This is a genomic window from Agromyces sp. NPDC058484 (assembly GCF_042720415.1).
Taxonomy (GTDB): domain Bacteria; phylum Actinomycetota; class Actinomycetes; order Actinomycetales; family Microbacteriaceae; genus Agromyces.
Genome location: NZ_JBHXMP010000025.1, coordinates 1 through 23,745, shown reverse-complemented (window position 1 = coordinate 23,745; position 23,745 = coordinate 1). Strand labels below are relative to the sequence as shown.

20 protein-coding genes are annotated in these 23,745 nt (G+C 69.6%); 9 read left to right on the top strand and 11 right to left on the bottom strand.

Features of this window, described 5'->3' with window-relative positions:
• Nucleotides 1–73: 73 nt before the first annotated feature.
• Nucleotides 74–2,413 (top strand): 7,8-didemethyl-8-hydroxy-5-deazariboflavin synthase CofG, encoded by a 2,340-nt coding sequence (gene cofG, locus ACFWN7_RS16660; protein ID WP_376939981.1) that lies wholly within the window; start codon nt 74–76, stop codon nt 2,411–2,413.
• Entirely contained in the window at nt 2,410–3,945 is a 1,536-nt protein-coding gene (locus ACFWN7_RS16655) for a flavin-containing monooxygenase (protein ID WP_376939979.1), read from the top strand. Before cofG ends, ACFWN7_RS16655 begins: the two co-directional genes overlap by 4 nt.
• A gap of 22 nt (nt 3,946–3,967) precedes the next feature.
• On the opposite strand, the gene kynU is transcribed toward ACFWN7_RS16655, so the two are convergent.
• From kynU to ACFWN7_RS16610, 9 genes are read right to left on the bottom strand one after another with little or no spacing between them, the layout of a single operon-like run.
• Nucleotides 3,968–5,242: a kynureninase gene (gene kynU, locus ACFWN7_RS16650; RefSeq protein WP_376939978.1), complete on the bottom strand. Its 1,275-nt coding sequence runs from the start codon at nt 5,240–5,242 to the stop codon at nt 3,968–3,970.
• Nucleotides 5,239–6,264: an amidohydrolase family protein gene (locus tag ACFWN7_RS16645; protein WP_376939977.1), complete on the bottom strand. Its 1,026-nt coding sequence runs from the start codon at nt 6,262–6,264 to the stop codon at nt 5,239–5,241. Before ACFWN7_RS16645 ends, kynU begins: the two co-directional genes overlap by 4 nt.
• Before the next feature lie 6 nt (nt 6,265–6,270).
• Nucleotides 6,271–6,804 (bottom strand): 3-hydroxyanthranilate 3,4-dioxygenase, encoded by a 534-nt coding sequence (locus ACFWN7_RS16640; protein WP_376939976.1) that lies wholly within the window; start codon nt 6,802–6,804, stop codon nt 6,271–6,273.
• Nucleotides 6,801–7,253 carry a RidA family protein gene (locus tag ACFWN7_RS16635; protein WP_376939975.1) on the bottom strand — a complete coding sequence of 151 codons (453 nt, stop codon included), beginning with the start codon at nt 7,251–7,253 and terminating at the stop codon, nt 6,801–6,803. The genes ACFWN7_RS16640 and ACFWN7_RS16635 overlap by 4 nt, the downstream gene beginning before the upstream one ends.
• A complete protein-coding gene (locus ACFWN7_RS16630) occupies nt 7,253–8,047 on the bottom strand; it encodes a 2-keto-4-pentenoate hydratase (RefSeq protein ID WP_376939974.1) in 795 nt (264 codons plus the stop codon). The genes ACFWN7_RS16635 and ACFWN7_RS16630 overlap by 1 nt, the downstream gene beginning before the upstream one ends.
• On the bottom strand, nt 8,044–9,090 hold the full coding sequence (gene dmpG / locus ACFWN7_RS16625; protein ID WP_376939973.1) for a 4-hydroxy-2-oxovalerate aldolase: 1,047 nt from the start codon (nt 9,088–9,090) through the stop codon (nt 8,044–8,046). The genes ACFWN7_RS16630 and dmpG overlap by 4 nt, the downstream gene beginning before the upstream one ends.
• A complete protein-coding gene (locus ACFWN7_RS16620; protein ID WP_376939972.1) occupies nt 9,087–10,031 on the bottom strand; it encodes an acetaldehyde dehydrogenase (acetylating) in 945 nt (314 codons plus the stop codon). Before ACFWN7_RS16620 ends, dmpG begins: the two co-directional genes overlap by 4 nt.
• Nucleotides 10,028–10,879, bottom strand: coding sequence for a 2-keto-4-pentenoate hydratase (locus ACFWN7_RS16615; RefSeq protein WP_376939971.1), 852 nt, complete (start codon nt 10,877–10,879; stop codon nt 10,028–10,030). The genes ACFWN7_RS16620 and ACFWN7_RS16615 overlap by 4 nt, the downstream gene beginning before the upstream one ends.
• Entirely contained in the window at nt 10,864–12,369 is a 1,506-nt protein-coding gene (locus tag ACFWN7_RS16610; RefSeq protein ID WP_376939970.1) for a 2-hydroxymuconic semialdehyde dehydrogenase, read from the bottom strand. Before ACFWN7_RS16610 ends, ACFWN7_RS16615 begins: the two co-directional genes overlap by 16 nt.
• An 84-nt stretch (nt 12,370–12,453) precedes the next feature.
• Here ACFWN7_RS16610 and ACFWN7_RS16605 point away from each other — a divergent pair, with 84 nt between their 5' ends.
• Nucleotides 12,454–13,419: a LysR substrate-binding domain-containing protein gene (locus tag ACFWN7_RS16605; protein ID WP_376939969.1), complete on the top strand. Its 966-nt coding sequence runs from the start codon at nt 12,454–12,456 to the stop codon at nt 13,417–13,419.
• A 15-nt stretch (nt 13,420–13,434) separates the two neighbouring features.
• On the opposite strand, the gene ACFWN7_RS16600 is transcribed toward ACFWN7_RS16605, so the two are convergent.
• Complete coding sequence (locus tag ACFWN7_RS16600; RefSeq protein WP_376939968.1) at nt 13,435–14,199, bottom strand: aspartate dehydrogenase domain-containing protein; 765 nt, start codon at nt 14,197–14,199, stop codon at nt 13,435–13,437.
• A gap of 188 nt (nt 14,200–14,387) precedes the next feature.
• Here ACFWN7_RS16600 and ACFWN7_RS16595 point away from each other — a divergent pair, with 188 nt between their 5' ends.
• From ACFWN7_RS16595 to ACFWN7_RS16585, 3 genes are all read left to right on the top strand, one after another.
• Nucleotides 14,388–16,013: a hypothetical protein gene (locus ACFWN7_RS16595; RefSeq protein WP_376939967.1), complete on the top strand. Its 1,626-nt coding sequence runs from the start codon at nt 14,388–14,390 to the stop codon at nt 16,011–16,013.
• A 191-nt stretch (nt 16,014–16,204) separates the two neighbouring features.
• Nucleotides 16,205–16,798, top strand: coding sequence for a PadR family transcriptional regulator (locus ACFWN7_RS16590; protein ID WP_376939966.1), 594 nt, complete (start codon nt 16,205–16,207; stop codon nt 16,796–16,798).
• Nucleotides 16,795–18,321, top strand: coding sequence for a DHA2 family efflux MFS transporter permease subunit (locus ACFWN7_RS16585; RefSeq protein ID WP_376939965.1), 1,527 nt, complete (start codon nt 16,795–16,797; stop codon nt 18,319–18,321). The genes ACFWN7_RS16590 and ACFWN7_RS16585 overlap by 4 nt, the downstream gene beginning before the upstream one ends.
• 58 nt (nt 18,322–18,379) lie before the next feature.
• On the opposite strand, the gene ACFWN7_RS16580 is transcribed toward ACFWN7_RS16585, so the two are convergent.
• Entirely contained in the window at nt 18,380–18,580 is a 201-nt protein-coding gene (locus ACFWN7_RS16580) for a hypothetical protein (RefSeq protein WP_376939964.1), read from the bottom strand.
• A gap of 674 nt (nt 18,581–19,254) precedes the next feature.
• On the opposite strand from ACFWN7_RS16580, the gene ACFWN7_RS16575 reads away from it, so the two are divergent.
• Genes ACFWN7_RS16575 through ACFWN7_RS16565 form a run of 3 tightly spaced genes read left to right on the top strand, consistent with a single transcriptional unit; the run spans nt 19,255 to nt 23,581 of the window.
• The gene (locus ACFWN7_RS16575; RefSeq protein WP_376939963.1) at nt 19,255–20,466 is read left to right on the top strand and encodes an ABC transporter ATP-binding protein; all 1,212 of its coding nucleotides are present in this window, start codon (nt 19,255–19,257) and stop codon (nt 20,464–20,466) included.
• 52 nt (nt 20,467–20,518) lie between these two features.
• On the top strand, nt 20,519–21,685 hold the full coding sequence (locus ACFWN7_RS16570; protein WP_376939962.1) for an ABC transporter substrate-binding protein: 1,167 nt from the start codon (nt 20,519–20,521) through the stop codon (nt 21,683–21,685).
• A 3-nt stretch (nt 21,686–21,688) separates the two neighbouring features.
• Complete coding sequence (locus ACFWN7_RS16565) at nt 21,689–23,581, top strand: ABC transporter permease (protein WP_376939961.1); 1,893 nt, start codon at nt 21,689–21,691, stop codon at nt 23,579–23,581.
• Nucleotides 23,582–23,745: the final 164 nt, after the last annotated feature.

The following is a 23,745-nucleotide window of genomic DNA, read 5'->3' as shown; positions in this document are numbered from 1 at the left end:
ATCCACAATCCGGAGGCATGCTCCCGGCGTTCACGTCGCGCTGACCCGCGCTGCCGCCGGTGTTCAGCTCGGCGTGGAAGATGCCGAGCTGATGCTGTCGGCCACCGGTGAGGAGTTCGAGCGCCTGCTGCGGCTGGCAGCATCAGTGCGCGACGCCGGTCTCGCGATGGCCGGCCGGCCGAGGGTCATCACGTACTCGCGCAAGGTCTTCGTCCCGCTGACCACGCTCTGCCGCGACCGCTGTCACTACTGCGTGTTCGTCGACACACCGGGCCAGCTGCTGAAGAAGCAGAAACCGGTGTACATGACCCCTGAGCAGGTGCTCGCGGTCGTTCGCCAGGGTCAGGCGATGGGGTGCAAGGAGGCACTGCTGACCTTGGGCGACCGCCCCGAGGAGCGCTGGCCCGAGGCCCGCGCCTGGCTCGACGCACACGGCTACGCCTCGACCATCGAGTACGTCGGCGCGATCGCGCGGCTGATCACGGCCGAGACCGGCATGCTCGCGCACGCGAACCCGGGCGTGATGTCGGCCGCCGAGTTCCGGATGCTCCGGCCCGCCAGCCCCTCGATGGGGATGATGCTCGAGACGACCTCGCGCCGCCTCTATGAAGAGCCCGGTGCCGTGCACTACGGCTCGCCCGACAAGGATCCCGTGGTCAGGCTCGCGGTGCTCGAGGCCGCCGGGCGGGAGCGCGTGCCGTTCACCACAGGCATCCTGGTCGGCATCGGCGAGACGCTGCGCGACCGCGCCGAGTCGCTGATCGCGATTCGGGATGCGAACGAGCGCCACATGCACGACGGCCAGGGCCACATCCAGGAGGTCATCGTGCAGAACTTCCGTGCGAAGCCCCGCACGGCGATGCAGGATGCGCCCGACGCCGACCTTCTCGAGTACATCGCAGCGGTGGCGGTGGCCCGGCTCGTGATGGGCCCGAACATGCGGATCCAGGTGCCGCCGAACCTCTCCGACCCCGCGGAGTTCGACCTGCTCGTGCGCGCCGGGGCGGACGACTGGGGCGGGGTTTCGCCGTTGACCGCCGACCACGTCAACCCCGAGCGCCCGTGGCCGCAGTTGGAGGAGCTCGCCGCGCGCACTGCCGAGCTGGGGTTCGAGCTGCGGGAACGGCTGACCGCGCACCCGGAGTACGTCGGCGACGCGGCGACGTGGATCGACCCGGTGCTGCACGAGCGGGTCGCCGACCTCGCCGACCCCGGGTCGGGGCTTGCGCGCGAGGGCGCCCCGGTCGGGAACGCATCGGGCTCGACCGACCCCGAAGAACCGGTCGCGAGTGCGCCACTCCCTCGCGAACCGAGGCGCCTCGGCCCTGCGGGGTCGGGCCGGCCGGTCGCGTCCCTCGCCGAGGCTGCGGCCGCCGACCCCACCGGGCTCGATGACGACGAATGGTCGCTGCTCCTGGGCGCGGTCGGGGCCGACCTCGACGCCCTCGCCGCCACGGCGGACGATGTGCGCCGGTACACGGTCGGCGAAGCGGTGAGCATCGTCGCCAACCGCAACCTCACCTCGACCGGGTTCCGGGCGGCCACGACCGACGAGCCGGGCGCATTCACGCTCGACGACGTCGCGGCCATCGCCGCCGACGCGCACGAACTCGGGGCGACCGAGCTGTGCATCCAGGGCCTCATCCCGGCCGATCAGGACCCCCGCGCCTACCTCGACATCGTCCGCACAGCGAAGCGGGCCGCACCCGGCCTGCACGTGCACGCCTACCGTCCCCAGGACGTGCGCGACCTCGCCGACCGCGCAGGGCTCGGCCTCGACGGCGCGATCGAGGCGCTCCGCGGGGCGGGGGTCGACACCGTGCCGGGCACGGGCGTCAAGGTGCTGAGCGAACGGGTTCGCCGGCTGGTGGCATCCGAGGATCTCGAGATCGACCGCTGGACCCTGGGCATCACGGCCGCGCACCGAGCGGGCCTGCAGTCGACGGCGGTGCTCTTCTACGGCCACGTCGAGACCGCCGCCGAGCGCGTCGCCCACCTACGGATGCTGCGGACGATCCAGGAGACGACGGGCGGCTTCACGGAGTTCGTGCCGATCCCCCTCCCGGGTCCCGCGGGCGGCGTGCCGCTCGTGCCGGGCCGCGACCCGCTCGATGAGCACCGCGCGATGGTCGCGGTCTCGCGGCTGGCGCTCAGCGGCAGTATCCGGCACATCCAGATCCCGTGGACGCGCGTCGGACGCACGACGGCCCGCGAGCTTCTGCGCGCCGGCGGCGACGACCTCGGCGGCACGCTCTTCGACGGCCGGGTGAAGCCCGAGGCGGGCATCGAGCACGGGCAGGAGCTCCCGCTCGCCGACGCCGCACGGATCGCCGCGAGCCTGTTCCGGCCGTTCCGCCAGCGCACCACCGACTACCGTGCCCCCCGTCCGACCAAGGGATCGGCTCGACCATGACCCGGGTGGAGGTGGCGATCGTCGGGGCCGGGTTCGCCGGCCTCGAGATGGCGATGGCGCTTCGCCGCGCCGGGCGCGAGTCGTTCGTCGTGCTCGAGCGTGCGGCATCCGTCGGCGGAACCTGGCGCGAGAACACCTACCCGGGCGTCGCGTGCGACGTGCCGAGCCACCTGTACGGCTTCGCCAGCCACCCAAACCCCGACTGGTCGGGGGTGTTCGCACGCGGCGACGAGATCCGGCGCTACCTCGAGGGAGTCGCCGAACGCGAGGGGCTGGGCGACCGGCTGCGCCTGTCGACGCCGCTGCTTTCGGCCCGGTGGGACGAACCCGGCGAGCGGTGGCTGCTCGACGTCGGCGGGCGTGGCGGCACGATCGAAGCCGCGACCGTGGTGCTCGCGTGCGGGCGCCTCACCGAGCCGTCGATCCCCGACGTGCCGGGGCTGCAGACCTTCCCGGGGCCGATCTTCCACTCCTCGCGCTGGGACCACGCGGCCGACCTCGCGGGCCGCCGCGTCGCCGTCGTGGGCACAGGGGCGAGCGCGGTGCAGCTCGTCCCAGAACTCGCACGGACCGCGGCGCACGTCACCCTGTTCCAGCGCACGCCCGCGTGGATCGTCCCGCGCGGGGCCCGCGCCTACACCGACGCCGAACGGCGTCGCTTCGCCCGGTACCCCGAGGAGCTCGCGGCACTGCGGGCCGAGCTCTACGCCGAGGGCGAGGCCCGGTTCGCGTCACGATCCGGGGATGCCGCGGCCTCGGCCGCCGCGGAGGCGGTCGCCCTATCCCACCTGCAGGCGCAGGTCGCCGACCCGGAACTCCGCCGCGCACTCACCCCCGACTACACGTTCGGCTGCAAGCGTGTGCTGCTCTCGGACGAGTTCTACCCCGCGGTCGCATCCGACGCGGTCACGCTCGAGCCCTCCGCCCTCGCGAGGGTCGACGGTGGCACGCTCGTCTCGGCCCAGGGCCGTCGGCACGGGGTCGACGCGCTCGTGCTGGCGACCGGATTCAGCGCCGGCCAGCAGCCCTACGCCGAACTCGTCCGCGGCGACGGCGGCACCACGCTCGCCGAGAACTGGTCGGCGGGCATGACCTCGTTCGCCTCGACCGTCGTGAGCGGCTTCCCGAACCTGTTCGTGATCAACGGGCCGAACGCGTCGCTCGGGCACAACTCCGCCGTGCTCATGATCGAGACGCAGGCCGGCTACGTGGTGCGCTCGCTCGCCCGCCGGGATGCCGCGGGCGGCGTGCTGCGCGTCGACCCCGGCGCCGAGCGGGCGTACACGGCCGAGATCGACCGGGCCGCAGCATCCACCCCCTGGATCACCGGCGGATGCCGCAACTGGTACGTCGACGATCGCTCGGGGCGGCTCACGCTGGTGTGGCCTGGCACCGTCGAGGCGTTCCGCGCCAGGCTCGCGCGGGCCGACGGCAGCGAGTTCGTGCCGGTGACCGCGAGCGGCACCCCGAGCGGAGTGGGCATGAGCACCGCGGGGCACCGGGCCAGGACCGCTCCCGACCGCCGGCGCTGAAGTCCGGCGTTGGCGGGTGGACTCAGGTGACGGCGCCGCGACGCGCGAACCGCGGCTCGCGCCAGGCCTCGGTCGCGAGGATCTCCTCGAGCGCGGCGACCGCATCCCACACATCTGTGTGCGACACATACAGCGGGGTGAACCCGAAGCGCATGAGATCGGGCGCACGGAAGTCGCCGATGACCCCGCGTTCGATGAGCGCCTGCATGATCGCGTAGCCGTTCTCGACGCGCAGCGACACCTGGCTTCCCCGCCGGGCCGACTGGCGCGGAGTGGCGACCTCGACGCCCCTCGGCGCGAGCCGGGTGTCGACGAGCGAGATGAACAGTTCGGTCAGGCGCAGGCTCTTCTCCCGCACGAGCTCGATGTCGACCTCGTCCCAGATGTCGAGGCTCGCCTCGAGTGCCGACATCGACAGCAGCTGGGGCGTGCCGACCCGGAACCGGGTGATCCCGTCGGCGGGGGCATAGCCGAGCTCGAAGTCGAACGGGCGGGCGTGACCGTGCCAGCCGGTGAGGGCCGGCCGGGCAGCGGCCTGGTGGCGCCCTGCGACCCAGATGAACGACGGCGAACCGGGACCGCCGTTGAGGTACTTGTAGGTGCATCCGATCGCGAAGTCGGCACCCGCCCCGTTCAGGTCGACGGGAACCGCGCCGACGCTGTGGCAGAGATCCCACAGCATGACGGCGCCGGCCGCCTGCACCTGCCGGGTGACCTCCGCCAGGTCGCGCATGCGGCCCGTGCGGTAGTCGACGTGGGTGAGCACGACGACCGCAACGTCGTCGTCGAGCTCGTCGTCGAGGGTCGGTCCGTCGTCGTCGATCAGGCGACGCTCGAGCGGCTCGTCGTCGCCGAGGAGTTCCTGCACCGCCTCGAGCATGTAGAGGTCGGTCGGGAAGTTCCCCCGCTCGCTGATCAGGACGCGGCGCCCGGGCCGCAGGCGCACGGCAGCGACGGCCGCTTGGAACAGGCTCGCCGAGGTCGAGTCGCCGAGCACCACCTCGCCGGGCGCGGCGCCGATGATCGGCGCGATGCGATCTCCGAGCACGGCGGGCTTCGCGAACCATCCGGCGTCGTTCCAGCTGCGGATGAGGCCCGTGCCCCACTCCTCGGTGATCACCCGCTCGACCTGGGCGGCCGTGGTCTTCGGCAAGGCGCCGAGCGAGTTGCCGTCGAGGTAGACGACCCCGTCGGGCAGGGCGAAGCGGTCGCGGAATCCGGCGAGCGGATCGGCGACGTCGAGGGCGACGCAGGTCGCCCGGTCGACGGTGAGGTTGACGGATGTCTCGGTGTTCATGTGCGTGCGATGCCTTCGAGGGTGGGGGATCGGAGTGCCAGGAAGCGGCGCGCGTTGCCGTGCCGGAGGTCGGCCCGCTGTTCGTCGCTCAGGAAGTCGGCGCGGTCGACGACCGACCCGACGGGCCGTTCGCCGAGCGGATAGGGGTAGTCGCTGCCGACCATCACCTGTCGGGAGCCGAGGGTGTCGACGAGTAGGCGCAGGGCGGCGGGGTCGAACACGACCGTGTCGACGCTGAACCGGTCGAGGTAGTGCGACGGCGGCTTCTCGCTCACGCCGATGAGGTCGGGGCGCTCGCGCCACGCGTTCTCGAACCGACCGAGCCAGTACGCGAACGACCCGCCGCCGTGGGCGAACGTGATGCGCAGGTCGGGCGACACCCGGTCGAACGCCCCGCCGAGGATCATCGCGATGATCGACAGATGGGTCTCCGCGGGCATCCCGGTCAGCCACCTGGCCATCCAGCGGTCGAGTCGCGGCGAGCCCGGCATGTCCCAGGGGTGCACGAACACGGGGATGCGCTCTGCGGCACAGTGCTGCAGGAAGGCGACGATGCCCTCGTCATCGAGGTCGCGGTCGCCGACGTGATTGCCGATCTCGACGCCGACATGGCCGGCGGCGACCGCTCGGGATGCCTCGACGCACGCGGCATCCGGGTCCTGCAGGGGCACCTGTGCGAACGGCAGCAGGCGTCCGGCGCCCGGTTCGCAGATCTCGAGCGCGAGATCGTTGAAGATCCGCGCGACCTTGGCCGCTTCGGCGCCGGGCTTCTCGTAGGAGAAGAACACCGGGGTCGGCGAGACGACCTGCATGTCGACGCCGTCGGCGTCCATGTCGGCGAGTCGCTCGTCGGCATCCCAGCAGTTCGCCTGGATCCGGCGGAACTCGCTGGAGCCGACCATGATCATGGCCTCGCGCTCGGAGTCCACGCGCAGCGACGGCCAGGGGCCGGGCCCGACCTGGGTGTGCAGGTCGGGCCAGCCCTTGGGCACGAAGTGCGTGTGGACATCGATGGTGCCCAACGTGGTTCAGCCCTTGCCGGGGTGGACCGTGCCGCAGTTCGGGCAGGTCCGGCCCGCTTCGCTCTCGTAGAACTCGCGGAACACGGGCGGCAGGTCTTCGACGATGTCGCGCACCTGGAGTTCGACCTCGTGCACCTTCTCGTTGCAGTTCGGGCAGAACCAGGCGAACTTCTCGAGCGTTCCCTCCTCGCGGATGCGCTCGATGACGATGCCGATCGAGCCGGGCTCGGGGCGCTGCGGCGAGTGGAAGACGTTGCCGGGCAGCAGCCACATCTCGCCCTCGCGGATGTCGACGCGCTGGAGGCCCTCCTCGGTCTGGATGTTGACGTGCATGTTGCCCTTGTACTGGTAGAACCACTCCTCGTAGGGGTCGAAGTGGAAGTCGGTGCGCTGGTTCGGGCCGCCGACGACCTGCACGATGAAGTCGCCCATCGGCTGCCAGGCCGCCTTGTTGTTCACCGGCGGCTTGAGCAGGTGCTCGTTCTCCTTGATCCACGCCGGGAAGTCGATCACGGGCGGGATGGTGGTGGTGGTGCTCACTGTTCCTCCTTGATGGTGGCATCGGATGTCGCGTCGGGGCGCCTCGCGATCGCTTGGATCTCGACGCGCAGGTGCGGGTGGGGCAGGGCATGCACCGCGACCGTCGTGCGGGCGGGGCCCGTCTCGTCGAAGTGCTCGGCCCAGACGGCGTTGTAGGCGCCGAAGTCGTTCATGTCGACGAGGAAGCTCGTCGCCTGCACGACGTCGTCGAGGGTGCATCCGACGGCGGCGAGCACCTCGCGGATGTTCTCGATCACCGCGCGGGTCTGCACCGCGATGTCGAGCTTCGTGGTGCCGAACTCGTCGACCTCGGCACCTTCGATCGTGTTGTCGGGCCGACGGCTCGACGTGCCCGAGACGAAGACCAGGTCGCCCGACACCTTCACGTGCGGGAAGCGGCCGCGCGGGGTCGCCTTGCCGGTGACGGTCACTCCGCCGGTGCGGCTCATCACGACTCCTTCTCGTCGACGCGAACCGAGACCCGGCCGAGTCCGGTGACGGATGCCTCGACCACGCCTCGGCGCGGAACGGGAACGGCGACGGTCGCAGCGCCCGCGAGCAGCACAGTGCCGGCCCGCAGCGCGAACCCGTGACGGGCGGCGAGGCGGCTCGCGGCGGCCAGCGCCCGTGCCGGGTCGCCGAGGATGGCCGCGGTCGTTCCTGTCTGCGCGAGCCGCCCGTCGATCTCGAGGGCGACGGCGCGGTTCGCGCGCGACCCGGACGCTGCCGCGGGCACCCAGTCGCCGATCACGTAGGCGGCGGCCGAGGTGTTGTCGGCGACGACGTCGTCGAGGCTGAACCGGAAGTCGCGGTAGCGCGAGTCGATGATCTCGAGCGCCGGCGCGACCGCGGCGATCGCGCCGACCGGGGCCGGCGCATCGGGGTCGATGTCGGCACCGAACAAGTAGGCGATCTCGGGCTCGATGCGCGGGTGGATGCACGTGCGAGGGTCGAAGGCGGCGCCGTCCTCGATGCGCATCGCATCGGTGATCGTGCCGAGGATGACATCGTCGACGCCCATCTGCCGGGCTTTCGCGCGGCTCGTGAAGCCGAGCTTCAGACCCGTGACCCGCTCGCCCCGGCCGCTGCGGCGGGCGATGAGAGCGTGCTGCACCGCGTAGGCGGTGTCGAGCCCGATCGGCGCGCTCGCCGAGAGATGCTCGATCGGCGCGGCCGTGCGCTGGGCGTCGTCGAGCCGCTCGGCCAGCGCGGCGGTGGTCGGACTCGCGGTCACGGTGCTCACGACAGCCCCCCGCCCGCCGCGTCGCGTGCGGCGACGAGGTCGAGGGCGACGTCGACGATCATGTCCTCCTGGCCGCCCACCATCCGCCGGCGACCCAGTTCGATCAGGATGTCGCGGGCGTCGAGCCCGTTCCGCAAAGCGGCCCGCTCCGCATGCAGCAGGAAGCTCGAGTACACGCCGGCGTACCCGAGCGTGAGGGTCTCCCGGTCGACCCGCACCGGGCGTCGCTGCAGCGGACGGATGAGTTCCTCCGCGGCATCCTGCAGGGCGAACAGGTCGCAGCCGTGCTCCCAGCCGGAGAGGTTCGCGACGGCGATGAACGCCTCGATCGGGCAGTTGCCGGCGCCGGCGCCCTGTCCGGCGAGCGAGGCGTCGACACGGGTGGCGCCGTGCTCGACCGCGGTGACGCTGTTCGCGACGCTCAGCGAGAGGTTCTCGTGCGCGTGGATGCCGATCTGGGTCTCGGGGTCGAGCACCTCGCGGTACGCGTCGATGCGCTCGGCGACGCCCTGCATGGTCAGGCGGCCGCCCGAGTCGGTCACGTAGACGCACTGCGCGCCGTACGACTCCATGAGCTTCGCCTGCTCGGCCAGGCCCAGGGGATCGTTCAGGTGGCTCATCATGAGGAACCCCGAGACATCCATACCGTGGTCGCGCGCCCAGCCGATGTGCTGGGCGGCGACGTCGGCCTCGGTGCAGTGGGTCGCGACCCGCACACTCTGAACGCCGAGGTCGCGGGCCCGGGCGAGGTGGTCGATCGTGCCGATGCCGGGGAGGATCAGGGTCGTCAGCTTGGCGTGCTCGAGCACGGAGGCGGCCGCCTCGATCCACTGCTCGTCGGTCGCGGCGCCCTGCCCGTAGGTCACGCTCGAGCCGCCGAGTCCGTCGCCGTGCGCGACCTCGATGGCGTCGACGCCGGCGGCCTCGAGGGCGGCGGCGATCTCACGGACCTCGTCGACGGTGTACCGGTGGGCGACGGCGTGCATGCCGTCGCGGAGCGTCACGTCCTGCACGTACACCCGTGGGGTGGTCGTCGCGGTCATGCGGTGGCTTCCGTCCGTTCGGCGAGCTGTCGCTCGGCGACGAGGCCCTCGGCGGTGCGCAGCGCCGCACTCGTCATGATGTCGAGGTTTCCCGCGTACTCGGGCAGGTAGTGCCCTGCTCCGGCGACCTCGAGCAAGATGGTGACCTTCGTGCCCGAGAACGGCCGGTCGAGCGCGAGCACGTAGGCCTCATCGACGCGGTCGAACTGCACCTCCTGCTTGAGGCGGTACCCGCCGACGTACCCCTGCACCTCGGCGACCATCGCCTCGACCGAGGCGCGCACCGCCGACTCGTCGAACTCGCCCTCGACGAGGCAGAACACGGTGTCGCGCATGATGAGCGGCGGCTCGGCCGGGTTCAGCACGATGATCGCCTTGCCGCGCTCGGCGCCGCCGATCTGCTCGATCGCACGCGACGTGGTCTCAGTGAATTCGTCGATGTTCGCCCGGGTGCCCGGTCCGGCCGACTTCGACGCGATGGAGGCGACGATCTCACCGTACGCAACGGGTGCGACACGGGAGACCGCCGCGACCATCGGCACGGTGGCCTGGCCGCCGCAGGTGACCATGTTCACGTTCGTCGCCCCGAGGTGCTCGTCGAGGTTCACGACGGGCACGACATAGGGGCCGATCGCGGCGGGGGTGAGGTCGACCATGATGCGGCCGTGCTCGCGGACGAGCGCGTCGTTGCGCGCGTGCGCTCCGGCGCTCGTCGCGTCGAAGACGAGCTCGACGTCGGCGAACTCGGGCATGCGAAGCAGACCGTCGACGCCCTCATGGGTCGTCGCGACACCGAGGCGGCGGGCGCGGGCGAGCCCGTCGGAGTGCTCGTCGATGCCGACCATCGCGACGACGCGGAGGGTCGACGAGAGGCGCTTGACCTTGATGAGCAGGTCGGTGCCGATGTTGCCCGATCCGATGATGGCGACGCCGGTGGTCATGCGGCTGCTCCTTCTGCGGCGGTTTCGATGGCTGTGGTGTCGATTGCGGTGGTGTCGGTGAAGTCGGCGCGCACCTCGCCGAGCCCGTCGAGGCGGGCCCGGTACACGCCGGCGGTGGCGGGAACCATGGGGCCGAGCGCCCCCGAGAGGATGACCTCGCCGGCACGCAGCGGGCGGGCGTGCCGGGCGACGGCCCGGACGAGCCACGCCACCGCGATCACCGGGCTGCCGAGGCACGCCGCACCCGAGCCGGTCGAGACCGGCTCGCCGCCCCGGTCGAGGCTCATGCCGACCGCGGCAAGATCGAGTCCGTCGAGCGTGCGCGGCGTGGTGCCGAGCACGACGGCGCCGCTCGACGCGTTGTCGGCGATGGTGTCGGTGATGCGGATGTCCCAGCCGGCGATCCTCGAGTCGACGATCTCGATCGCCGGCAGCACGAACTCGGTCGCACGCAACACGTCGGCGACGTGGGTGGTGGGGGAGTCGAGGTCGCGCCCGAGCACGAAGGCCACCTCGGCCTCGACGCGAGGCTGGATGAACCGGGAGAGATCGATCGGCTCGCGGTCGGCGACAATCATGTCGTCGAGCAGCACGCCGTAGTCGGGGGTGAAGACACCGAACTGGGCCTGCACCGACGGCGAGGTGAGCCCGATCTTGCGGCCGACGATGCGGCGGCCCTCGGCGAGGCGCCGGTCGATGCGGAGCGTCTGCACGGCGTACGCGGCATCCTGATCGTGCTCGCCGATCAACTCGCGCACGGGGGAGCAGGCGGTGCGAGTTTCGACGGCCGCCCGCAGCCGCGCATCGGCTGCGAGCGTGGGCTCGTTCCCGTTCACAGTTGCACGCACACGTTCGTCGGCTCGGTGTAGAACTCGAGCGAGTGGTGCCCGCCCTCGCGGCCGATGCCCGAGAGGCCGACGCCGCCGAACGGGCTGCGCAGGTCGCGCAGGTACCAGGTGTTCACCCACGACATGCCCACCCGCATCTGCTGTGCGACGCGGTGCCCGCGGGTGAGGTCGCTCGTCCAGGTGACGGCGGCGAGGCCGTAGTCGGTGTCGTTGGCCAGGGCGATCGCCTCGGCCTCGGTGTCGAAGGGGATGAGGGTGGCGACGGGGCCGAAGATCTCCTCGCGCACCGTGCGGTGCGAGTTGTCGAGACCGGTCAGCAGGGTCGGCTCGATCCACGAGCCTCCGTCGAGCCCGTCGCCGAGCGTGGGCACGCCGCCGCCGACGAGCACGTTCGCGCCCTCCTGCCGAGCGAGTTCGAAGTACGAGAGCACCTTCTCGCGGTGCTGCTGCGAGATGAGCGGGCCGGTGGTCGTCGCAGGGTTCTCGGGGCGGCCGAGGCGCAGGCGTTCGGCCTGCTCGACGAGGCCGGCAGCGACGTCGTCGAAGATCGCCCGCTCGACGTAGATCCGTTCGGTGCACAGGCACACCTGCCCGGTGTTGAGGTACGTCGAGCGGGCGAGGCCGGCGATCGCCTGGTCGAGGTCGGCGTCGGCGAAGACGACGGCGGCGTTCTTGCCGCCGAGCTCGAACGACACGGGGCGCACCCGGGGCGCCACGGCGCGCATGATCGCCGTGCCGGACGACGACTCGCCGGTGAAGGTGACGCCGTCGATGCCGGGATGCGTCGTGAGGTACTCGCCCGCAGAGCCCGCGCCGAACCCGTGCACCACGTTGACGACGCCGGCCGGAACGCCCGCCTCGACGAGGATCTCGGCGAGCAGGGTCGCCGACGACGGCGTCTCCTCCGAGGGCTTCACCACGGCGGTGTTGCCGGTGGCGAGCGCCGGCGCGAGCTTCCAGGTCAGCAGCAGGAGCGGGAGGTTCCACGGCACGATCACGGCGACCACGCCGAGCGGCTTGCGCACGGCGTAGTTGAGGGCGCGGCGTCCGTCGGGCAGTTCGGTGAGGTAGGAGTCGAGGCCGGCGGCCGAGACCACGTCGGCGAACGCGCGGAAGTTGGCGGCGGCGCGAGCGACGTCGAGATCGCGCGCAAGGGTCTCCGGCTTGCCGGTGTCACCCACCTCGGCGGCGACCAGGTCGTCGAACCGGCGCTCGATCGAGTCGGCGACCCGTCGCAGGATCGCCGCGCGCTCACCGACCGACATGCGGCCCCAAGGCCCCTCGAGCGCGGCGCGGGCGGATGCCACGGCACGGTCGACCTCGGCCGGACCCGCCTCGTGCACCTCGGCGAGCAGCGACCCGTCGACCGGGTTGAACTTGTCGAAGCCGCCAACCCCGTCGACGGGTTCGCCCCCGATGAAGTTGCGCAGCTGGCGCGTCGTCCGGGGGGTCGTCGTTGCGGCGGACGGCCACGTCGTCTGGGAGCTCATACGGATCAGGTTAGGAAGTCGCGATGATGCCGACAAATACTCTCTTGTGGTGTTGCCATGCCCGTTCGGCTATCCTTCCGAAACGTGGCCACTGATCGCCTCCTCGACGGCCGGCTGAAGATCCGGCACCTCGTGCTCGTCACCGCCATCGCCGACGAGGGCACGATCGTGCGCGCCGCGGAGTCGTTGCACATCACACAGCCGGTGGTCACGCGCGGGCTGCGCGAAGTCGAGGAGCTGCTCGGCGTGCCGCTCTTCGAGCGGCTGCCCCGAGGCGTGACCCCGACGGAGTACGGGCGGTCGTTCATCGATCGAGCCCGCTCGGTGCTCGCCGAACTGCGCACCGCGGGTGAGGAGGTGCGGCTGCTGCAATCGGGTCAGCTCGGCACGGTCACGGTCGGCACGCATTTGGCCGGCTCGAATCTGCTGCTGCCCCGGGCCATCGCCGCCCTGAAGGCGGAGCATCCGCGTCTGACCGTGGTCGTGCGCGAGGGTACGCCCGACACGCTCCAGCAACTGCTGCTCGCGGGCGATCTCGACCTCACGGTGGGCCGGCTCTCCCCGACGGTTCCGGTGCGATTGGAGCAGGAGCGGCTCCACCAGGAGCCGATCCGCCTCGTCGCGCGTGCCGGGCACCCCGTGCACGGCCGGCCGAAGGTGTCGCTGGCCGACCTCGTCGCCTACCCGTGGATCTTCCCGGTCGCGCAGACCGCCCTGCGCGCCGAGCTCGAGGCGGTGTTCTTCCACGAGGGCATCCCGCTTCCCGCCGATCGCGTGGAGTGCACCTCGATGCTGACCCTGCGAAACCTGCTGGTCTCCACCGACGTCATCGCGGCCCTCCCGATGTTCATCGCCGTCGACGACCGCGAGCTGCGGATCCTCCCCACCCCGCTGAGCTCGATCCGTCGCTCGGTGGGCGTCACGATGCTCAAGGACCGGGCGCCTTCGGCGGCGACCGCCGCGCTGCTCGTCCACCTGCGCGAGGAGGGCGCCCGGCTGGCCGAGGCCGAACGCGAGTACGCGCAGTCCGAGCGACGCGACCTCGCCTGAGCTTCCGTACCGGCGTCAACCGAACCAGAGCCCAGCCCGCCCGCCCGCGTACGTCATCAGCGAATGCACGATCGCGTCGGGCATCTCGGAGCCGGACACACCGATGAGCGGCTGGTGCTTGGTCACGCGCAGCGTGCCGCCATCCGCCCCCGTCACCTCGAAGTCCAGGGTGGCGAACGACTGGGCCGGATCGCTGACCAGCACGGCCCGGCTGTCATCGAGGCCGGCCGTCGCCAAGGCGAACGTGACCATGGCGTTGACGTTCCGCGGGTACCTCGCGGCCACGCCGCGCACGGGGCCGTCGTAGAGCACCGACCGCGCGCCGGAATCCGGCGGAGCCGGTTCGAACGCGCTGGGGGGTTTCACGAAGGTGATGGTCGCCGCGGTCCACGCGGATGAACGGCCCGCGAGCGATTCGAGGCCGGTGAGCGCGCCGTGCGGAACCACGATGCGTCGCCCGTGGCGTCGCGCGGTCGTGATGAGCCGCTCGCGCTGCGCGTCGTCGACCAGGCCTCCCGCCGAAACCACCATGAGGTCGGCGTGTTCGAGGATCCGTTCGCCATGCTTCGCGATGATCTCGGGGTGGGCTGCCTCGATCACGAGGTCGGTGGCCCCGAGCAGTTCGTCGGTCAGCTGCGACGCGGATGCCTCGGGCGGCACGTTCGCCGCCGAGAGCGGCCCGCGCGTGAACACGAACGACAGCTCGAGGCCATCGGTGGCCAGGATGTGGTCCACCAGGTGCCTTCCGATCGCCCCATGGCCGATCACTCCGACTCTCATCGATGCCTCCGTTCGTCGCTTGCATGATCTCATCACCGATCGCCCGCGCGGGCCCGATATGTCCTGATGGTCATGTCGGCGTGCGGTTTAGATATTGGACAGCGTCGGGCCGCCCGGCGACGCTGTGATGGGACGATGCCGTCAGGGGTCGTCTCGAATCCCTCACTTCTGCCGAACCTGGAGGCGAAATGGCCGGCTCCCCATACGTACCCGATGCGAAGAAATACGATCCGAAGGACTTCGAGCGCGTGGCCGGCGAGCCGGCCGATCCCGATCCGTCGAGCTGGGGAATGCAGCCCGACGGGTCGTTCCTGCCGCCGGCGCACACCCCCTCGGTACCGCGCGACGTGTTCGTAGACTGGCCCGGCCAGCTCGACTATCGCGACCCGAACACCTACAGCCTGAACGCGACCGCGGAGGCGTTCTACCCCATCGTGGTGAACACGAGCCATTCATGGCAGGCGATCTACGACTGGGACGACACGCGTTACATGCTGCACTACGGCGGCGGCAACCACTGGAAGCTGTACGACATCACCGATCCGCGCGACCTGAAGATCGTCGACGAGGAGCAGTGGGGCTGGGGTGATCCCCGTCCCCAGTTCGGTGCGACCACGGTGCAGTACAACGAGAAGCTCGGCAAGCACATCGCCATCCAGGCCAGTGAGACGCCTCGCTACTTCCTGAAGGGTCGCGTCGCCAACAAGCACATCGACGACACGGTCGAGGGCCAGCTCACGGAGTGGGAGGGCCTGCGCGGCTTCCGGGTCTGGGAGATGAACGGTCCGTCGCCCCGAGACTGGACCGTGCTGACCCAGGTCTCGACCGACCCGAACCACGGGCCCGACGAGATCCAGGAGGGCAACGGGGTCCTCGACCTGCCGGTCTACTACGGCGACAAGTACCTGTTCGTCGCGACCGCTCCCGACAACACGTTCACCAACCAGCCATACAAGACCACGCTGTGGGCCGCCGGTCACGCCGCCTACGATGTCTCCGACCCGGCCAACCCGAAGCACCTGTCCACCTGGTGGGTGCCGGGGACCCGGAAGGGCGAGGAAGCCGACTCGGAGTACCTGGCGAACAACCCCCGCTGGAACAACAAGACCTCGTGGTTCGGCTCGCGGATGGGCATCTTCATGCCGCGGTCGGTCGAGTCGGGATACAAGTACGGCTACGCGGCACAGGGCGGCCAGGGCTTCTTCGTGCTCGACGTGTCCGACCCCGAGAACATCCACCACGTGGGCTGGTGCGAACTCCCCGACAGCGTGGCCGGTACCGAGGGCGACAATGTCGACACGACCCAGGTCGAGGAGACCGGGTACGTGTACGTCTCGGGTTACCCGATGAACACCGACTGCTACGAGCCCGCGAAGGAGATCTACCAGATCGATGTGAGCGACCCGACCCAGCCCAAGTTGGTGCGGATCCTGCCGCGCCCGCTGCCGCCGGCCGAAGCGCCGTTCACCGACTGGGCGCAGCGTCGCGGCTCGTTCGGTCCCAAGCGTTCGGGCTACTTCACCAACACCGGCACGCCGCACGGCGCGGTCATCCCGTATGCGTTCTACGCCGCAGGACTTCAGATCTTCGACGTGCGCGATCCCGAGGAACCGAAGGTCGGGGCCTACTTCGTTCCCCCGATGGGGCTGAAGGACGACGACGACCTCGCGGCGCCGGTGCACGGCGTCTTCGTAGAGTGGGACCGCAACCTCATCTGGGTGTTCGCCAACCACGGAATCTACGCCGTCTCTACACCGCTCCTGGGCGAGCCGATCGTCGGGCTGCCGAACTCGGCAGCCCCCTTCGCCGGCTGACCTCCGCCGGACGTCCTCGACCCCGCCCGCCGCGCTGAACCGCGGCGGCGCGGGGTCGATGTGTGTTCAGCGAACCGGTTCTCGGCCGATTCCGTCCGGGAGAGACCCGAGACCGGCTTGTCAACTGTTTGTTCCACGCGTATTATTCCGGTCGGAATAGTTTTCGGTCGAGACGACAAGGGGAGAAGCCGATGACGCGACTCACTCCGCTCGCGGTCTCCGCTCTGGCGTTGCTCGCCGAGCGGGAGATGCATCCGTACGAGATGTACCAGCTGATGCTCCAGCGACGCGAGGATCGTGTCGTCAAGGTGAGCGCCGGCTCGCTCTACCGGGCCGTCGAGCGGCTCGCCGCCGACGGGCTCATCGCCGCGAGGAGCGTCGAGCGCGCGGGTCACCGACCCGAACGGACCGTCTACGCGGTCACGGATGCCGGTCGGCAGGCGTTGCGCGATTCGCTCGCCGCGATGCTCGGACAGTACGTCAACGAGTATCCCGAGTTCCCGGTCGCCATCCGCGAGGCGCGCAACCTGCCGGCCTCCGACGTGGCGCGGCTGCTCGGCGATCGACGCGAGGAGATCTCGGCGTCGATCCGATTCGTGGACGCTGCGCTCGGGCGCATCGCGGCGAAGGGCCTCGATCGGTACTTCGTGCTCGATGTGCACTACACCCGCGCCATGCTCGAGGCCGAGTCGCGCTGGATCGCGCAGACGATCGAAGAACTCGACGCGGGCGAGTTGCACTGGCCCCACCCCGATTCATCCACTCCACCTGAAGGCCGACAATGAACCAGACCGCAAAGCCCTGGCCCGCCCTGTGGGCGCTCGTCACCGGCTTCTTCATGATCCTCGTCGACTCGACGATCGTGTCGATCGCGAACCCGGCGATCCTCGACGACCTGCAGACCGACATCACCGCGGTGCTCTGGGTGACGAGTGCGTATCTGCTGGCGTACGCGGTGCCGCTGCTCATCACCGGCAGGCTCGGCGATCGGTTCGGGCCCAAGCGCATCTACCTCATCGGACTCGTCGTCTTCACGCTGGCCTCAGTTCTGTGCGGCTTCTCGGGCAGTATCGGCGTGCTCATCGCCGCGCGCGCTCTGCAGGGGTTCGGGGCTGCGCTCATGACGCCGCAGACGATGGCCGTGATCACGCGGATCTTCCCGCCGAACCAGCGCGGCGCTGCGATGGGCCTCTGGGGCGCCGTTGCGGGGGTCGCGATGCTCGTCGGACCGATCCTCGGCGGCGTACTCGTCGACGGCCTCGGCTGGGAGTGGATCTTCTTCGTCAACGTGCCGGTGGGCGTCGTGGCGTTCGTCGCCGCATGGCGTCTCGTGCCGAAGCTCGAGACGCACGCCCACCGCTTCGACTGGCTCGGCGTCGTGCTCAGCGGCGTCGGCATGTTCCTGGTCGTGTTCGGCATACAGGAGGGCGAGACCTACGACTGGGGCACGATCGCCGGGCCGATCACCGTCTGGGGGCTCATCATCACGGGCATCGTCGTGCTCGCCGGATTCGTGGTGTGGCAGAGGCTCAGCCGCGCCGAGCCGCTGCTGCCGCTCGGACTCTTCCGCGATCGCAACTTCTCGCTCTCCAACGTCGCGATCACGCTCGTGGGACTCTCGATCACGGCGATGCCGCTGCCACTCGCGTTCTACTACCAGATCGCCCGCGGACTCGACCCGACCCAGGCCGCGCTCATGCTCCTGCCGATGGCGGTGATCTCTGGTGCGATGTCGCCGTTCATCGGCAAGCTCTCCGACCGGATCGATCCCAAATGGGTCGCCTTCATGGGGTTCTCGATCGTCGCGATCGCGCTCGCCTGGACGGCGCTCTGGCTCACTCCCGACATGGAGTTCTGGATGCTGCTGCTGCCGAACGCCCTGCTCGGCGTCGGCATCACGGGCGTGTTCGCACCGCTCGGCTCGTCGGCGACGCGCAACCTGCCGCGCGCCCAGGCGGGCGCCGGCTCGGGGGTCTACAACATGACCCGCCAGATCGGATCGGTGCTCGGCAGCGCCGCGATCACCGCCCTGCTCAACGCGCGCCTCGCGGCCGAGTTGCCCGGCTTCGGCGACGGGGCCGGCGGCTTGGGCGGCGAGGCGGGCGCGGGCGGGCTGCCGCCGCAGTTCGTCGACGGTTTCGCCACGGCGATGAGCCAGTCGCTCTGGTTGTCGGTCGTCGGCTTCGCGGTCGGCGCCGCCGTGGTGCTGTTCTTCGCCAAGCCGAGGGTCACGGTCGCGTGGGGCGGTCCGCAGCCGACCGGAGCACCCGCCGCCGACCGGCCGCCCGTCACCGCCGCCGAGCAGTAGAGACGGGCGAGCCCGCGGCAGGTGCATCGCGTCCGGCCGGCGCCCCGGCCAGGTGCGATCACGGCAGACGTGTTCCCTGCAGGATTCCCGCCAGAACGCCCGGGTCGATGTTGCCGCCGCTGACGACGCCGACCACGTTTCCGGAAGTCACTCGCCCGCTCCAGATCGCCGCGGCCGACAGTGCCCCCGCGCCCTCGGCGACGATGCGAGCCTGACGGACCAGGCTCCGCACGGCGTCCTCGACATCGGCAAGGGGCACTGCGACGGATCCCGCAGGGATTTCCTGCGCCGCGGCCCACACACCAGGGAGGAGTGCCTTGCCGCCGGCGGCATCGACGAATGAGGGTCGGTAGTCGACCGCGGTGTCCGCCCCAACCGAGAACGACGCGCTCAGCGGCGCCGCGGTAGCGGGCTCGGCGGCAGCTGACCGTGACCAGTCCCCGGCGCAGTGCGCCGTCGCCGGCAGCGCGCACGGCGTTGAGGACGCCGCGCAACTTCAGTGGGCGTCGTGTGTTCCAGCCCCTCGTGCGGCCGCCGGTCGACGCGAGAAGCCGAGGCCCTGACATCCGATGCCGGATATGGAGCGAGAATGCCAGCCGAACGCGTCAAGCGACAATGCCGAAATGCGACCGCGACATGACGGTTCGGGCATCGCACCCTCTCCGTCGGCCTGATTGCGGTGTCCCATAGCTTTTCTTGAGAGGAGCTATGCCGATTCACTCGGGGAACGGGCCGACTGGTACACCGGTGCCCTAGGTTGAGGCGTGAAAGTTCCTGGTCAAGGCTTATTTTGCCGCACCCATGGATGAGAATGCCCGTCCCGCCCGCGCCCTCCGGCCGGGCATTGCCGTATTGCGAGATCTGTGCTTGTCTTGCCTGCATTCAGCGATCAATTGGATCCAGAATACAAAACGCTTTCATAGGAGGCCGTCGATGACGACGTCGTACCAGCAGCGCCCGCAGACCGCGTCGTCGAAGGCCCCCTCCACCCGTTCCGTCATCGGAGAGTCGAAGATGGCGGTGAATGCAGGCGATGGCGGCGGTCGACTCGTCGTCGACGGCCTGGAGAAGCACTACGAGCTGGATGGTGCGGAGGTTCCGGTCGTGAAGGGAGTCACCTTCACGATCGAGCCCGGCATGTTCTACTCGCTCCTCGGCCCCTCCGGGTGCGGGAAGACGACCACCCTGCGATGCGTGGCCGGCCTCGAGAACAGCAACGGAGGGCGGATCTCCCTCGACGGCAAGGTGCTCTCCACCGGAACCGAGCACGTCTCGCCCGACAAGCGCGACATCGGCATGGTGTTCCAGAACTACGCGATCTGGCCGCATATGAGCGTGTTCGACAACGCGGTCTTCCCGCTGCGGGTCTCGGCGGGCAAGCTGCCGAAGCACGAAGCCAGGAAGCGGGCGATGGAGGCGCTGGAGCTCGTCCAGCTCGACGGGTTCGCGCACCGACCGGCCACCGCGCTCTCCGGCGGCCAGCAGCAGCGACTCGCCCTCGCCCGGGCCCTGGCCCACCGTCCGCGGCTGCTGCTGTTGGACGAGCCGCTGTCGAACCTCGACGCGAAGCTGCGGGACACGATGCGCAACGAGCTGCGCAGGCTCCAGCAGAGCCTCGGCATCACCGCCCTCTACGTCACGCACGACCAGTCCGAGGCGCTGTCGATGTCGGACCGGGTCGCCGTGATGAACGGGGGCCGCATCGTGCAGGAGGCTTCACCGCGCGAACTGTACTTCCAACCCGCCGACCGCTTCGTGGCCGATTTCGTGGGCCGGGTCAACATGATCTCCGCCGTCGTCCGCGACCGCGACGAGAACGGTGATGCCCTCGTCGAAGCATTCGGAACCCGCATGATCACGCCCTGCCCGCGCGGAGTCGGGAAGGGCGAAGACGTCACCATCACCTTCAGGCCCGAGGGCGTGCGCTGGCATGAAGTCGCACCCGATCGCCCGAACGTGCTGCCCGCCCGCGTGGTGCGGGTCGAGTTCCTCGGCGAGATCGTCGAGTACGAGGTCGAGGTCCTGAGCGGACAGACCGTGGTCGGCAGTCTTGTCGCCCGGGGTGCCCCGCAGAACTCACCGTCCACGGGCAGCACGATCCATCTCGAACTCCCACCGCACGCCTGTCGCGTGCTCACGGCATAGCCCTGCACCACCCGCACCCGAGAGATCCACGTCAGAGAGGACATTCCGGATCATGAAATCACGACACACGCGAATGGGGCTCATCGCCCTTTCGGCGGCAGGGATGCTGCTGCTGAGCTCCTGCGCCTCGTCGGAAACTGCATCGAGCGCGATCGAGCCGATCGACGGCGGCGCAGAGCTCGCGCCCTGCGACGCCGTCGACCTCGGCCTGATCACCCGGTGCGAGAACTTCTACGAGGACTTCTGGCCCGAGATCGACCGCCAGATGGACGCGCTCTACGAGACGGCCAAGAAGGCCGACGGCGGCCGCCTGGTGATCTGGGACTGGTACGAGCTCTCGCCCGAGGTGATCGCAGAGTTCAACAAGCGGTACCCCGACCTGAAGATCGAGACGCGCGGCCTCACCTACAACCTGTCTTCGGCGATCATCTCGGCCAAGACGACGGCGTCGCGCAACACCGACGTTCTGTCCGGCTCGCTCGTCTCGGCGGCCGCGATGACCGATGAGGGCTATTGGGCCGAGGTCGACTGGCCGAGTTTCGGCGTTCCCGAGGAGTTCTTCACGATCGGCGCCCCCGAGATGCTGCCCGACAGCATCAACGGTTCGCTGATGCAGGTCAACACCGACAAGATCGAGGTGCCCGCGACCCTGGACGGGCTCCTGGACCCGATGTACCAGGGCAAGGTCTCGATCGCGAACTACAATCCGATCACCTTCTCGGGCTACGGCATGGCGGAGGGTGAGGACGCCATGGTCGATCTCATCACCGAGCTGAAGTCGTCGGGCAACATGCAGGTGGTCGAAGACCAGAACCAGCCGCTGTCCAGCGGCGACATCCCGGTCGCGCTCGGACAGACCTTGTTCAACCCGAACCCGAGCCTCAGCGTGTCGCCGTTCGAGCACAACGGCGTGTTCGCGCAGTTCTCCGGTGTGAACACGGACGCGAAGAACCCGGCCGGCGCCATGTTGTGGTCGTTGTGGAACGCATACGACCCGGAGTGGATCGAGCTCCGCATGACCGACGAGCAGTTCTCCACGACGCAGGTGCCCTACGCCGGGCTCCCGTCCTCGGTGTTCGCGGAGGCGAGCGGCCTGATGAAGACCAACGCCGACGCGCTGCTGCTGGGCCTGGAGAAGGGAGCGGAAACCGAGACCCAGGACACCCGCGACGAGTGGATCGCCATGATCGACGCCGCTGACAAGGCGATGAACGGATAACGCATGTTCAAGGCAGGACGGACCACGAGGGCCGGGCGCACCCGGCCGACCACGATGACGGTCGCGACGATCATCGCCGGAACGGTGATCTTCCTTCTTCTCGCGATCCCGCTGGTCGTTCAGGTGATCACCGCGTTCCGTGGTCCGTTCCTTCCGTTCGGGGTCTCCTCGGCGAAATGGTCGGTCGAGAACTTCGTGACCCTGTGGAGCCTGCGTGACGACTTCTGGGCGGTGATCGGGTCGACCGCCGCCTTCGTCGGCGGCTCGACGGTACTCTCGCTCCTGATCGCGTTCGGGCTCGCATGGGTGACGGTGCGAACGGATGCCCCGTTCCGGCGAGTGATCTCCTTACTCGTCATCGTGCCGTTCATCATTCCGCCGATCGTCAAGGCACAGGCCTACCTTCTGATGCTCTCGCCGGAGACCGGGGTACTCAATCAGCTCCTACGTGCCATACCCGGGATGGGGGGCGTCACGATCGATCCGTACGCGTTCTCCACGATGATCGTGATCCAGGCACTCACGAACGTGACCTTCCCGTACCTGATGATCGTGCCGATCCTCACCAACATGGACGGGTCGCTCGAGGAATCCGCTCGCGTCTCCGGAGCGTCCTGGGCTCAGACCCTGCGCCGTGTCACTCTTCCGATGCTGTGGCCGGGCCTGCTCGGCGTGACCGTGCTGACGTTCATCCTCGGACTCGGCAGCCTCGAAGTGCCGTTGCTGTTCGGACAGGACTCGGGCCAGTCGATCTTCGCCCTCAAGCTCTGGACGCTCATCAGCGCCGGAGCGGGCGAGCTGCCGCAGTACGGCCTGGCCGCAGCATGGGGGTGCGTGTTCCTCGTGATCACGACGATCGCGTTCGTGATCTACCTGCGGGCGACGCGGGACGCTGAGCGGCGCGCATCGGTCTCGGGCAAGGGGTTCCGCCCCACAGTCATGAAACTCGGTATCTGGCGCATCCCCGTGCTCATTGCGGTGTTCATCTTCGTGCTGCTCACGGCGATCCTCCCGCTGTTCGCGCTGTTCTGGGCTGCGATCACGCCCTTCCCGATCGCGTTCTCCTTCCAGGCCCTGGCCGAGCAGACCCGATTCACCTCCTTCGGGCTCGTCCTCGGCGACGGCGAGTTCTGGGCATCGCTCGCACGCACGCTGATCATCGCCGGCGGCAGCGCCACGATCGCCTGTGTCGCGGCGACGGTGCTCGCCTACGGGATCGCCCGGAGCCGGTCAACCGGGTGGACGAAGAGCATGGACCTGTTCGCTTCGTCGTCGGTCGCAATCCCCGCGGTCATCGCCGGTTTCGCGATGTTCCTCACGTTCATGGTGATCAACCCGGTGATCCCGTTGGTCGGCACCATCGCTGCGCTCATCATCGCCTATTCGTTCCGCGTGTCGGTCGCCTACCGATCCGGGTACAGCGCGACGCTGCAGATCCGGAAGGAGCTGGAGGAGGCCGCGCTGGTCAGCGGCGCCAGCCGGTTGGAGGGCTTTCGGAAGGTCGTCGTGCCGCTCCTGATGCCGACGGTCTTCGCCGTGTGGATCCAGATGTTCATCCTCGGCACCAACGAGTTCACCCTGCCGGCGTTCCTTGCGACGCCGGAGTCGCGGCCGCTGTCGGTGTACATGTACGCGATGATCAACCCGCGGTCGGCGCAGCTCTACGCGCCCGATCAGGGGGCGGCGATGGCGTTGATCTTCACGCTGCTGGTCTTCCTGATCGGCTACGGGCTGCAGTGGGCGGTGTCGCTGCGTGCGATCGGTCGCGCGAAACGTCGCCCCATTCCCGTCCGGGTCGCGGCGGCGCTCGCGGCGGCACCGGCTCCGGGCGACGACAACGCACCCGACACCGCTACGGTCGCGTCACAGGAGCTCGGGGTCCTGTCCCGGCGCTGAGCACGACGGCGGGCCGTGGCGAGACTCTTCGGTATCGGTCACGGGTTCCTGACGTCAGCTGTGGTGGTGTGGTCAGGCGGCTTCGTCCTCGGCGTCTGCCCATTCGATCTCTGTCGACTTGAACCAGTTCCACCCGCGTGCGTCCCACACGACCGACAGCGCTG

Bases quoted from the DNA above. Each gene is read 5' to 3' on its own strand.
- ACFWN7_RS16610 (WP_376939970.1), bottom strand. From the start codon at position 12,369: ATGAGCTCCCAGACGACGTGGCCGTCCGCCGCAACGACGACCCCCCGG.
- dmpG (WP_376939973.1), bottom strand. From the start codon at position 9,090: ATGACCGCGACGACCACCCCACGGGTGTACGTGCAGGACGTGACGCTC.
- ACFWN7_RS16585 (WP_376939965.1), top strand. From the start codon at position 16,795: ATGAACCAGACCGCAAAGCCCTGGCCCGCCCTGTGGGCGCTCGTCACC.
- kynU (WP_376939978.1), bottom strand. From the start codon at position 5,242: ATGAACACCGAGACATCCGTCAACCTCACCGTCGACCGGGCGACCTGC.
- ACFWN7_RS16570 (WP_376939962.1), top strand. From the start codon at position 20,519: ATGAAATCACGACACACGCGAATGGGGCTCATCGCCCTTTCGGCGGCA.
- ACFWN7_RS16590 (WP_376939966.1), top strand. From the start codon at position 16,205: ATGACGCGACTCACTCCGCTCGCGGTCTCCGCTCTGGCGTTGCTCGCC.
- ACFWN7_RS16575 (WP_376939963.1), top strand. From the start codon at position 19,255: ATGACGACGTCGTACCAGCAGCGCCCGCAGACCGCGTCGTCGAAGGCC.
- ACFWN7_RS16595 (WP_376939967.1), top strand. From the start codon at position 14,388: ATGGCCGGCTCCCCATACGTACCCGATGCGAAGAAATACGATCCGAAG.
- ACFWN7_RS16565 (WP_376939961.1), top strand. From the start codon at position 21,689: ATGTTCAAGGCAGGACGGACCACGAGGGCCGGGCGCACCCGGCCGACC.
- ACFWN7_RS16635 (WP_376939975.1), bottom strand. From the start codon at position 7,253: ATGAGCCGCACCGGCGGAGTGACCGTCACCGGCAAGGCGACCCCGCGC.
- ACFWN7_RS16620 (WP_376939972.1), bottom strand. From the start codon at position 10,031: ATGACCACCGGCGTCGCCATCATCGGATCGGGCAACATCGGCACCGAC.
- ACFWN7_RS16600 (WP_376939968.1), bottom strand. From the start codon at position 14,199: ATGAGAGTCGGAGTGATCGGCCATGGGGCGATCGGAAGGCACCTGGTG.
- ACFWN7_RS16655 (WP_376939979.1), top strand. From the start codon at position 2,410: ATGACCCGGGTGGAGGTGGCGATCGTCGGGGCCGGGTTCGCCGGCCTC.